9 protein-coding genes are annotated in these 12,164 nt (G+C 60.9%); 2 read left to right on the top strand and 7 right to left on the bottom strand.

The features are described 5' to 3' along the window. Positions 1-72 precede the first annotated feature (72 nt). Positions 73-3,414, top strand: a complete 3,342-nt coding sequence (gene treS / locus HUW52_RS16060) for a maltose alpha-D-glucosyltransferase (protein WP_175554229.1) — start codon at positions 73-75, stop codon at positions 3,412-3,414. Between the two features lie 2 nt (positions 3,415-3,416). Further along, entirely contained in the window at positions 3,417-5,648 is a 2,232-nt protein-coding gene (gene glgB, locus HUW52_RS16065; protein WP_175554230.1) for a 1,4-alpha-glucan branching protein GlgB, read from the top strand. Between the two features lie 131 nt (positions 5,649-5,779). On the opposite strand, the gene HUW52_RS16070 is transcribed toward glgB, so the two are convergent. The 7 genes from HUW52_RS16070 to HUW52_RS16100 form a co-directional block, all read right to left on the bottom strand. Then, the gene (locus HUW52_RS16070; RefSeq protein ID WP_175554231.1) at positions 5,780-6,847 is read right to left on the bottom strand and encodes an autotransporter outer membrane beta-barrel domain-containing protein; all 1,068 of its coding nucleotides are present in this window, start codon (positions 6,845-6,847) and stop codon (positions 5,780-5,782) included. Between the two features lie 390 nt (positions 6,848-7,237). Next, positions 7,238-8,020 carry an endonuclease/exonuclease/phosphatase family protein gene (locus HUW52_RS16075; RefSeq protein WP_038368981.1) on the bottom strand — a complete coding sequence of 261 codons (783 nt, stop codon included), beginning with the start codon at positions 8,018-8,020 and terminating at the stop codon, positions 7,238-7,240. A 196-nt stretch (positions 8,021-8,216) separates the two neighbouring features. Further along, positions 8,217-8,975, bottom strand: coding sequence for a PIG-L deacetylase family protein (locus tag HUW52_RS16080; RefSeq protein WP_016985208.1), 759 nt, complete (start codon positions 8,973-8,975; stop codon positions 8,217-8,219). Between the two features lie 155 nt (positions 8,976-9,130). Continuing rightward, a complete protein-coding gene (locus HUW52_RS16085; RefSeq protein ID WP_016985209.1) occupies positions 9,131-9,817 on the bottom strand; it encodes a glycosyltransferase family 2 protein in 687 nt (228 codons plus the stop codon). Next, the gene (locus HUW52_RS16090) at positions 9,814-10,413 is read right to left on the bottom strand and encodes an SAM-dependent methyltransferase (protein ID WP_175554232.1); all 600 of its coding nucleotides are present in this window, start codon (positions 10,411-10,413) and stop codon (positions 9,814-9,816) included. The genes HUW52_RS16085 and HUW52_RS16090 overlap by 4 nt, the downstream gene beginning before the upstream one ends. Continuing rightward, the gene (locus HUW52_RS16095; protein WP_016985211.1) at positions 10,410-11,168 is read right to left on the bottom strand and encodes a PIG-L deacetylase family protein; all 759 of its coding nucleotides are present in this window, start codon (positions 11,166-11,168) and stop codon (positions 10,410-10,412) included. The genes HUW52_RS16090 and HUW52_RS16095 overlap by 4 nt, the downstream gene beginning before the upstream one ends. Next, positions 11,165-12,163, bottom strand: a complete 999-nt coding sequence (locus tag HUW52_RS16100) for an acyl-CoA dehydrogenase family protein (RefSeq protein ID WP_175554233.1) — start codon at positions 12,161-12,163, stop codon at positions 11,165-11,167. The genes HUW52_RS16095 and HUW52_RS16100 overlap by 4 nt, the downstream gene beginning before the upstream one ends. Position 12,164: the final 1 nt, after the last annotated feature.

Genomic DNA, 12,164 nt, shown 5'->3' on the forward strand with positions numbered 1-12,164 from the left:
CCACAGGTTGCTCATTGAGTTGGAGTCAGGTGATCGGCTCACGGCTTTTCTAGAATTGAACAGGAGTTTCACATGGCGAAGAAACCCAAGGCAGCCACCTTCATTAAAGACCCGCTCTGGTACAAGGACGCGGTGATCTATCAAGTTCACGTCAAATCGTTTTTCGACTCCAACAACGACGGGATCGGCGACTTTCCCGGCCTGATCGCCAAACTCGATTACATCGCCGACCTCGGCGTCAATACGATCTGGCTGTTGCCGTTCTACCCCTCGCCACGTCGCGACGACGGCTATGACATCGCCGAATACCGCGGCGTGCACAGCGATTACGGGACCATGGCCGACGCCAAACGCTTTATCGCCGAGGCGCACAAACGCGGCTTGCGGGTGATCACCGAGCTGGTCATCAACCATACCTCCGACCAGCACCCGTGGTTCCAGCGTGCGCGCAAGGCCAAACCCGGCTCGGCAGCGCGGGACTTCTATGTGTGGTCGGATGACGATCAGAAGTACGATGGCACCCGAATCATTTTCCTCGACACGGAAAAATCCAACTGGACCTGGGACCCGGTCGCCGGCCAGTACTTCTGGCACCGGTTCTATTCGCACCAGCCGGATCTGAATTTCGATAACCCGCAAGTGATGAAAGCCGTGCTCTCGGTGATGCGCTACTGGCTGGACATGGGCATCGACGGTCTGCGTCTGGACGCGATTCCTTACCTGATCGAGCGCGACGGCACCAACAACGAAAATCTGCCCGAGACCCACGACGTCCTCAAGCAGATCCGTGCCGAGATCGACGCCAATTACCCCGACCGCATGCTGCTCGCCGAGGCCAACCAATGGCCGGAAGATACTCAGCTGTACTTCGGTGATACCGACGCCGCGGGCCTTAACGGTGATGAATGCCACATGGCGTTTCACTTCCCGCTGATGCCTCGCATGTACATGGCGCTGGCCCAGGAAGATCGCTTCCCGATCACCGATATTCTGCGCCAGACCCCGGAAATTCCTGCCAACTGTCAGTGGGCGATTTTCCTGCGCAACCACGATGAACTGACGCTGGAGATGGTCACCGACAAAGAACGTGACTATCTATGGAATTACTACGCCGCTGACCGCCGTGCGCGGATCAACCTTGGCATCCGCCGGCGTCTGGCGCCGCTGATGGAGCGTGATCGCCGCCGCATCGAATTGCTCAACAGTCTGCTGCTGTCGATGCCCGGCACGCCGACGTTGTATTACGGCGATGAGATCGGCATGGGCGACAACATTTACCTTGGCGACCGTGATGGCGTGCGTACGCCGATGCAATGGTCAATCGACCGCAACGGCGGCTTTTCCCGCGCCGACCCGGCGAGTCTGGTGCTGCCGCCGATCATGGACCCGCAGTACGGCTATCTGTCGGTCAACGTCGAAACCCAGTCCGGTGATCCGCATTCGCTGCTCAACTGGACCCGTCGTTTGCTGGCGGTGCGCAAACAATCCAAGGCTTTTGGCCGTGGCACCTTGAAAATGCTGTCGCCGAACAACCGCCGCGTGCTGGCTTACACCCGCGAATTCACCGATGCCGACGGCAAGCACGAAATCATCCTCTGCGTGGCCAACGTTTCGCGCAGTGCGCAAGCGGTGGAGCTGGACCTGTCGGCCTACGTCGGCATGGTGCCGGTGGAGATGCTTGGCGGCAATGCGTTCCCGCCGATTGGCCAGTTGAATTTTCTGCTGACGTTGGCGCCGTACGGTTTCTACTGGTTCGCCCTGGCGGCGGAAAACCAGATGCCGAGCTGGCACGTCGAACCGGCGCAGAGCCTGCCGGACTTCACCACGCTGGTGCTGAAAAAACGCATGGAAGAACTGCTCGAAGCGCCGTCGCGTACGACGCTGGAACAGAGCATCCTGCCGAGCTGGTTGCAGAACCGGCGCTGGTTCGCCGGCAAGGATGCGGCCATCGACAAGGTGCATCTTGCCTATGGCGTGCGCTTCGGCGATGCCCAGCATCCGGTGCTGCTCAGCGAAATCGAAGTGACCAGTGGCGGGCAGACCAGTCGCTACCAACTGCCGTTCGGCTTTATTGCCGAAGATCAGGTTGGCCCGGCGTTGCCGCAGCAATTGGCCTTGTCGCGTGTACGCCGTGTACGACAAGTGGGTCTGATCACCGACGCCTTCAGCCTTGAAGCGTTTATTCGTGCGGTGCTGCAAGGTATGCAGAACAACACGGTACTGGAGTCGAATGACGGTGAAATCCGCTTCGCACCGACGCCGCATCTGGAAAAACTCGGCCTCGGTGCCGAGTCGGAAGTGCGCTATCTGTCCGCCGAGCAATCGAACAGTTCGGTGGTGATCGGCAACAGCCTGGTGCTCAAGCTGATACGTAAAGTCGCTTCTGGCGTACACCCGGAACTGGAGATGAGCGCTTACCTGACCGAGGCCGGATTTGCCAATATCTCTCCGCTGCTCGGCTCGGTGATTCGCCGCGATGCCAAGGGCGAAGACAATCTGCTGATGATTGCTCAAGGCTATCTGAGCAATCAGGGTGACGCCTGGGAATGGACGCAGAACAACCTTGAAAGGGCGCTGCGCGATGAGTTGGCCGATGCCATGTCCGAGCAGGAACAGCATTACAACGCTCTCGGCGAGTTGAAGGATTTTGCCGGCATGCTCGGTCAGCGTCTGGGTGAGATGCACAAGGTGCTCGCCGCGCCCACCGACAATGCCGACTTCGCGCCGCAGGTGTCGACGGCCAAAGACATGCAGGCGACGGGCAAGGATGTCGTCGCCCAGGTCGAGCACGCCTTGAAACTGCTCAAGCAGCATCAGGGTGAACTCAGCGCAGCGGATCAGAAACTGGTCAAGCGCCTGGTCGACGAGAAGAAAACCATTCTCGGCCACGTGCAGGATCTGGCGAAAAAAGCCGTCGGCGGTTTGCGCATTCGCGTCCATGGCGATCTGCATTTGGGCCAGGTGCTGGTGATCAAGGGCGATGCCTATCTGATCGACTTCGAGGGCGAACCGGCGCGGCCATTGAGCGAGCGCCGTGGCAAACACAGTCCGTACAAGGATGTCAGCGGTGTGCTGCGCTCCTTCGATTATGCGGCGGCGATGACCATCAACGTGCACAACGTTGACCACAGCGCGGAGTCTGAAACCGCGCGGCGTCTGGTCGCCGAGCGCTATCTACGCGAAGCGCGTGAGGCATTTGTTCAGGCATATCGCCGTGCGGCAGCTAGTCTTGAGCATGCTTGGCAAGATCCTGAAGGTGCCGACGCTGCACTTGCGTTGTTCGGTCTGGAGAAGGCGGCCTATGAAGTGGCCTATGAAGCCGAAAATCGCCCCACGTGGCTGCCCGTGCCATTGCACGGTTTGTATGGGTTATTGACGGGGCTTAAACCCTTTTCCGATCTTGGTGGAGAGTAGTCATGAGTTTCTCGAACAAGGAACAGGGTCAGGTCAAAGAAGCATTGCTGCCCTCGGCAAAAGATATCGATGCCTTGGTCCGTGCTGAACATCACGACCCTTTTTCCATTCTTGGCCCGCACGGCGATGGCGCTGGCGGGCAGTTTATTCGCGCCTATCTACCCGGCGCGTTGAGTGTCGTGGTGCTGGACAAGGACAGCGGTGAAGAACGCGGTCCGCTGGAGCAGACCGAAACGCCGGGGCTGTTTGTCGGCCATTTCGATCAGGCGCGGTCTTATCAGTTGCGCACGCGCTGGGCAGGCGGCGAGCAGGTTGCCGAGGATCCGTATAGCTTCGGCCAGTTACTCGGTGAAATGGATTTGTATCTGTTTGCCGAGGGCAATCATCGCGACCTCAGCGCATGCCTCGGCGCCCAGCTGAAAACCGTTGATGGCGTCGACGGTGTGCGTTTTGCCGTGTGGGCGCCGAATGCCCGGCGCGTGTCGGTGGTGGGTGATTTCAACGTCTGGGACGGTCGCCGCCATCCGATGCGCTTGCGTCATCCGTCCGGGGTCTGGGAACTGTTCATCCCGCGCCTGCAAGCGGGCGAATTGTACAAATACGAAATTCTCGGCGCTCACGGAATTCTACCGCTCAAGGCCGATCCGATGGCGCTGGCCACCAGTCTGCCGCCGGACACCGCGTCGAAAGTCGCTGAGCCGCTGCAGATCGACTGGCAGGATCAGGACTGGATGAACAGCCGCCGTGACCGTCACAAGCATTCGGCGCCGCTGTCGATCTATGAACTGCACGCAGGTTCGTGGCAATGCGAGCTGGATGATCTCGGTGAAGTGGCGCGCCAGTACACCTGGCCGGAGTTGGCTGAGCGGCTGATTCCCTACGTCAAGGAACTGGGTTTCACCCACATTGAACTGATGCCGATCATGGAACATCCGTTCGGTGGTTCCTGGGGTTATCAACTGCTCTCGCAATTTGCGCCGAGCGCGCGGTATGGCACGCCGGCGCAGTTTGCCGAATTCGTCGACGCCTGCCACCGGGCCGAGATCGGCGTGATCCTTGACTGGGTACCCGCGCATTTTCCGACCGATACCCATGGTCTGGCGCAGTTCGATGGCACCGCGCTGTACGAGTATGGCAACCCGCTGGAAGGCTTCCATCAGGATTGGGACACGCTGATCTACAACCTCGGGCGCACCGAGGTGCATGGCTACATGCTCGCGTCCGGGCTGCACTGGTTGAAGCATTTCCATGTCGATGGTTTGCGCGTCGACGCGGTCGCTTCGATGTTGTATCGCGACTATTCGCGCAAGGCCGGTGAATGGGTGCCGAATCGGCATGGCGGTCGGGAAAATCTGGAAGCCATCGACTTCCTGCGGCACTTGAATGATGTGGTTGAACTGGAAGCACCGGGCGCACTGGTAATCGCTGAGGAATCCACGGCGTGGCCCGGCGTCAGCCAGAGCACGCAGCAGGGCGGTCTGGGGTTTGCCTACAAATGGAACATGGGCTGGATGCACGATTCGTTGCATTACATTCAGCAGGACCCGGTGTACCGCGCGCATCATCACAACGAGTTGAGTTTTGGCCTGGTCTACGCCTGGTCCGAGCGTTTCATCCTGCCGATCTCCCACGATGAAGTGGTGCACGGCAAGCATTCGCTGATCGACAAGATGCCTGGTGATCGCTGGCAGAAATTCGCCAACCTGCGCGCCTACTTGAGTTTCATGTGGACCCATCCGGGCAAGAAGCTGTTGTTCATGGGTTGCGAATTTGGCCAGTGGCGCGAGTGGAATCACGATCAGCAGCTGGATTGGTATCTGCTGCAGTATTCCGAACACAAAGGCGTGCAGAAACTGGTCGGCGATCTCAATCGGCTGTACCGCGAGGAACCGGCGCTGCACGACCAGGACGACGCGCCGCAGGGTTTTCAGTGGTTGATCGGCGACGATGCGATCAACAGCGTTTATGCCTGGCTGCGCTGGAGCAAGGAGGGTAAACCGGTGCTGGTGGTGGCCAACTTCACCCCGGTGCCGCGTCAGGCCTATCGCGTCGGTGTGCCGTTTGCCGGGCGCTGGACTGAGCTGCTCAACAGCGATGCCGACACCTATGCCGGTTCCAATTACGGCAATGGCGGCGGGGCGTTTACCGAGGAAGTGCCGAGCCATGGTCAGTCGTTGTCGCTGGAACTGAACCTGCCGCCGTTGGCGGTGTTGATCCTCAAACCGGAGGGTTGATCCAAGGCACTGTAAAACCTGTGGGAGCGAGCTTGCTCGCGAAGGCGGTTTGTCAGTCAACGATGATGTTGAGTGCTCAACCGCTTTCGCGAGCAAGCTCGCTCCCACAGGGGGCTTCGGTGACCTGACGCTCACCAGCGCATCCGCACCCCAAGGCTGCCAATGATCCCGTTCAGATCATTGTCATCGACATCACTGCTGTAATCGGCACTGACATACAGACTCACCGCCGGCGTCACTCGCGCCACCAGCCCCAGTCCCAACTCAACGGTGGATGACTTGCGGCTGCTGCTGATCTTGTCGACCTGATCCAGCGTCACCGTGCTGCCGGTATACACCGTGTGCCACAGGTTGGTGCGTACATAGGGCTCGACCGGCAAGCCATTCAAATCGTAACTGCCTTTCAACCGTGCACCAACGCGACCGCTCCACGCCGTCAGATCGGTGGAAGAAGCATTGCCCGAGCCGGCGTACGGCGTGTCGAGGGTGATGCGTTGATTGATCAATTGCGCCTGCGGTTCGACCACCCAGTTGTCACTCAGGCCAATCGGAAAACCGCCTTCCACCGAGAAGGTCATCGCGCTGCCTTCAGTGGCTTGCCGGGCGCCTTGGCCGTTGCGACTGAAACCACTGACCCGGCCGCCGCTGGCCGAGAGATCAACGTGCCAGCCTTGGGCACCGGTGAGGCTGTAGTAGGCACCGAGGCTCTGGCCTTGCAGATTGAGGGTGTCACTGTTCGGATCGGCCAAAGCGCGACTGGTGAGCATGCCGTTGCCACTGGCTTGAATCTGGTTGACGCCGCCGATCAGGCCGATGGTCTGAGTATGTCCGCCACCTTGCACGGTCAGCACGGCTGGCCCTTTGAAGTGGCCGCTGCCGGGCATCGCGTAGCCTGACGACAGCACATCGGTTTGCGCCTGCCGGGCGCTTCTGCCGTACAACTCATCCCAGGCCGACGGAGCGAGGTCTTCGGTGATCAGGCGCGTGCCTTGCAGATCGGGGCGTGGACTGAAGCGTTGCGGGCCTGGGGTGATGACGGTGGTAGGCAATGTCATCACCGGCACATCTGCGCTATACCACGGGGTGGTTTCATCCGCCGCAGGACCGGCCTGCGCCTCCATGGATGAGCACAGCAAGATAGAACTAGACACTGTGCAGAAAGTGATTTTGATCTCGTGTGGGCTGATGGAAGTTTTCATGGAGGTCTACCTTGCAGGCGCATGCATTCTCTCTGTGTGGCGTCTCTCCTACCCCGAACGAGGGGCGACCGAATGGAGCGGGGCGAACCGTGACCGCTCGATTTCGCGAGTGTCCGAAGGCTCGTCCCGGGTAGTGATTCCGGGGGTAGTAAGGTAGAGATAAGAAGAGTCGCGAGTCCGCGTCAAGAATTTGAACGATGAGCGGTAGTGGCAAAACAGGTTTTGCAAGCGTTTGTTTTTATGCACATAACTAAGTGGTTGTTTGTATGGAAAAACGCAACGAAAGCCCCGACTCAGAGGTGTCCAGTTACCGACAGATGGTCTGCCGGTAATTTTTCAACTGCCGAATGAGCTGCCCCATCTTCTCCTGCATTGCTGTCACTATTGCGGCTACAGGTGCACCTCTACCGCCAGTGGCAGATGATCCGACAGGTGTGTCCACGGCTTGTTGCCGAGGATCCGTGGGTCATGGCTGCTGGCATTGCGCAGGTAGATCCGGTCCAGTCGCAGCAACGGAAACCGCGCCGGATAGGTCTTCGCCGGGCGGCCGTGATGACGCTCGAAGGCTTCGTGCAGGTAATCGCGACGGGCAAGCGCGGCGTTGCCCTGTAACTGCCAGTCGTTGAAGTCACCGGCGATGATCACCGGGGCATCGTCGGGCAGGGATTCGAGCAACTGACAGAGCAATTGCAGCTGCAATTGCCGATGGCTTTCGAGCAGACTCAAATGCACGCAGATCGCGTGGACCTCAGCGTGACCTGGCACGTCAAGCACACAGTGCAGCAGGCCACGGCGTTCTGGGCCGGTGATCGACACATCGAGGTTGCGGTATTCACGGATCGGGTATTTCGACAGCAGCGCATTGCCGTGGTGGCCGTCGGGATAGACGGCGTTGCGCCCGTAAGCGAAATCGCTCCACATGCTGTCGGCGAGAAACTCGTATTGCGAGGTTTGCGGCCATTCGTTGTAACGGCTCGAATGGCGTTCGTGTTCACCCACCACTTCCTGCAGAAACACCAGGTCGGCCGAGGTGCTGCGCACCGCTTCACGCAGTTCCGGCAGAATGAAACGCCGATTGAGTGCGGTGAAACCCTTGTGGGTGTTGACCGTCAACACCCTTAAACGATGGATGACGGGCGCGTCGACAACATGACGCTTGGGATCGCTGGACACGTTCACTCCTCTGGATTGCGGGCCGCTTATTCATGCGACTGATGGGGAGGGGCGGCAGTTCCTTCTGGATAATTTCGATTGCACATCAAACCCTGTGGGAGCGAGCTTGCTCGCGAAGGCGTCGTACCGGTCGATACGAATATTGAATGTGACGGCCTCTTCGCGAGCAAGCTCGCTCCCACAGGGAATCAGAGATTCAGACGAAAACGATTTCATAGGGCAGGCGCATTCTTTCGAGAATCACCGGTGGCAGCATCGGTGCGATGCCGATCGCCGGTTCGCCCTTCAACTGGCTGGCATAGGCGTGAGTGGCGTGGCTCTTGCGCGCCACGGTCCAGGTGTCGAGGCGTAGTTTGCGCGCGCGTTCCCAAGGGATCAGTTGCTGGTCGCGCTCGGGCCAGTGCCAGGCCCACACCGGTACATCGTGGAAGGTCGCCCCGGCCTGTTCCGCCGCTTGGGCGCTGGCCCGACCCACCGCTTCATGGTCATCGTTGCCATCGCCGCGCCAGGTACTGAACACCACGTCACCGGGGCGCAGGTAACGGCTGATAAACTCGGTCACTTGCGCTTGCTGGTCGCACAGAGCGTTGTCGGTGAAGCCGCCACGCACCCATTTCAGGCTGTGCATTGGCAAGCCGAGACGGCGCAGGGCCTCGACGCTTTCCTGGGGGCGGAACACGCTCAGGCGTTTTTCCGACCATTGCCGTGAACCCGGATGGCTGGCGCTGCCATCGGTGATCGAGAGCAATTGCAGTGGATGACCAAGGCTGGAGAGTAATTGCAGCAGGCCGCCACAGGTGACCACTTCATCGCCCGGATGCGGCGCGATGACCACGGCGCGGGCACCGTCGGGCACCAGACTGCGGGTATTGATGACGGGGATGTTGTCCAGTTGCGCGGCGCTGTTCCAGATTTGCGCCGACGTACTGCTGTCGCTGAGGGTTAACGGTTTCATGTGTGACGTCCTTGTGTTGTTTCGCCCTCAGTCGTGTGCGTGGCAATGATTGCCAGTCACCGCTGACCCGTGAAGGCTGGTTGAATGCCCAGCGACGCTCCAAACCCTGGATTGCCGCGCAGCAGAGTATTGCTCATGATGCGAAGTTCGTCGCGTCACAGATCAATCTGATCCGCTTTTTTTTGCTCCATCTGTGCCAGATTTCGCAGATAGTCACCAAAGCCACCGCGCGCACGACTGTCGAACCGCGCGCTGGTGAGCACTTGCGGGCGATGGCTCCAGGCGATGTTCGCGCCGTCCAGTTCCAACTCGCGCACCAACTGTACATCTTCGTCGCACGCCAACGGTTTAAAGCCCCCGGCCCAGCGATAGGCATCTGCGCTGATGCCCAGATTGGCGCCGTGGATATGCCGATGGCCATCGCAGGCACGGTAATCCCGGTGATAGCGGATTTGCGCCGCTTCATCGAACGACTCGTGCCAGCGTTCGACGGTGACGGTACCGCATACCGCGTCGGCACCCAACCCCAGCTGTGCCACCAGCCAGTCATCGGCGACGCGGCTGTCGGCATCCGAACAGGAGATCCAGCGCGCGCCGCGTTCCAGCAACAGCTGTGCGCCGGCTGCCCGGGCCTGGCCGACATTGCGTGCATCGATATGCAGGCTCAGCACCGGATAGCGGCTGACAATCTGCGCCGAGCGGTCGGTGCAGCTGTCGAGCACCACCAACACTTCAACCTTTTCGCCAGCCAGCAAACCGTGGCGGCTGGCGCGCATGGCCGCGCTCAGGCAGTCGTCGAGCAAGTCTTCCTCGTTGTGCGCCGGTATCAGAATGCCGATCATCGCAAGCCCTCCAGTGTTGCCACCGAGCGCGGTTCGCGGCTCCATACCTCAAGAATGAAGTCCGCTTCCTGATGCAGAACCAGCCGAGGCAGATGCAATTTTTCGTGGATCAGATCATGGACCTGCCGTGCATTCAGCGGGCAGCCATCGATGGGCGGACGCCAGTGGCAGGCGAGGAACTGGCCGTCGGCAGTCAGGCAATCACTGGCCCGACGGATCACGTCTGTCAGATCTTCGCCATCGAGGTAGTAGCCGATCTCGCTAAATACAATCAGGTCGAATTTTTCCTCCGGCCAGTCGCCGGGAAGACGGTTTTGTCGCACTTCGGCGTGATCGAACAGGCTCAAACGCGTGCGCGCCAAGGTCACCGCCGCACTGGCGGTGTCGCAGCACAGCAAGCGATCGCAACGGCCGGCGAGTTCGGCGCTCAACTCACCATTGGCACAGCCCGGCTCAAAGATGGCCCGATAGTGCGGACGCGGCAGGGCGGCGAGGGTGATCGCGCGTTTGCGCTGCTCGTACCAGCGATCGCGAAAGGCCCACGGGTCGTCGTTGCCGGCAAACAAGCCATCGAAATAGCGATCCTCGACACTCATAGAAACACCACTTCGAAGGGCTGCAGGAGGCGATCGAGCACATAGGGCGCCAGTACCGGGCCGAGTCCGGCGTCAGGATCGCCTTCAAGTTGACTGGCGAAGGCGTGCACCGCGTGGCGCTTGCGCGCGACTTGCGCCGGCGTCAGAAGAATCTTGCGTGCGCGTTGCCACGGTACGAAGGCGTCTTCCGGGGTCGCCCAGTGCCAGGTCCACACCGGCAGTTCATGGCAGGTTGCCCCGACACGGCGCGCAGCTTCGGCGCTGGCGCGACCGACGGCTTCGTGGTCGCAATGACCGTCCTCGCTCCACGTGGTGAACAGCACATCGTCGGGACGCAGATGACGCGCGATGAAATCGACCAGCTCAGCTTCCTGAGCCGCGACTTGGGTGTCGGTGAAACCGCCGCGCAGCCACTTCACACGATGCATTGGCAGACCGAGGCGGCGCAGTGCTTCCGCCGACTCCTGCGGACGTACCACGCTCAATCGTGCCACCGGCCAGCGAGTGGAACCGGGGTGACTGGCGCTGCCGTCGGTCACCGACATCAATTGCAGAGGCCGGCCAGCAGCGGCGAGCAATTGCAGCAAACCACCACAACCGAGCACTTCGTCGTCCGGGTGTGGCGCCACTATCACCGCCCGCGCGCCCGGTGGCACCAGACTGAGGATGTCGATGCTGTCCAGCTCCGCCAGATGCCGCGAAGCCTGCCACTGATGCAGGCTGGTGCCCTGGCCGACAATCGGATTGGTTTTCATAGTGCCCATGCCTCCGTGGAGTGCCCGGCCACCAATTGCCCGAGGGCGGCCAGATCCCGTTCGGCATGGCTCTGGCGCAGGAACACCGGCAGATCGGCGCTGAGCCGGGCAAAATGCCGATCCTTGCAAAATGGCCCGGCGCCGAGCGCGCGACCGACTTCACGCATCACCTGTTCGGCCGATTGCTCGACCACCGCGCGGGCACGACGTGCCAGCAGTTCGGCGTGGTCCTCGGGATGTGCATCGATGTGCAAGGCGCTGAAACGCAGGACATCGGCGGCGGCCTGCAAGGCGCTGTCGACCGCGCCGAGATGGGCGAGCGCGTGGGGTTCCGAGCGTTGGCCACAGTGGCTGCGCAAGGCTTCGGCGATTTGCCGCGCGGCACCGTACCAGCACGCGGCAATGCCGATCCCGCCCTGCCAGAAACCCGGACGTTGCAGATAGTCGCCGGGGTTGCCGATGGCCTGCGCTTCGGCGCCGTCGAACAGCACTTCAACGCTGCCGGTGGCGGCCATGCCCACAGCTTGCCAACCCTGCTCGGTGACGGTGACGCCCGGTTGATCGAGGGCGACGGCGACCAGTTGTTGCTGCTCGTCGCCATCCCACGCGGTGAGCAAGGCATGGCTGAGCACGGCGGCGCCGGAGCACCATGCCTTGCGTCCATGCAGTGCGACCATGTGCCCGGCCGGGCTGACCTTGACCCGCGCCTGCGGCGGTTCCGCAGCCCACATGCCCCACGTACTGCCCGGTGTCGGCGAGCCGCCCAATTGCTCGATGATCGCCAGTGCGTCGGTATGACCTTCGAACAATTTGCACAAACCCAGATCATGTCCGCCGACCTCGGCCAGCCGCTGAAAGCGTTCCAGGGTGTGACCGCTGCCCGGTAACGGCAACCGATCCAGCCCGGCCTCGACCAGCGCCCGCAGGCAATCGCCGAGGGCTACGGTGTGCGGATAATCCGCCGGACGCCGGGCGAGATAATTGTGCAGATCCATA

It is taken from the genome of Pseudomonas sp. 43A, assembly GCF_013363935.1.
In the GTDB taxonomy this organism is placed as follows: Bacteria; Pseudomonadota; Gammaproteobacteria; order Pseudomonadales; family Pseudomonadaceae; genus Aquipseudomonas; species Aquipseudomonas crudilactis.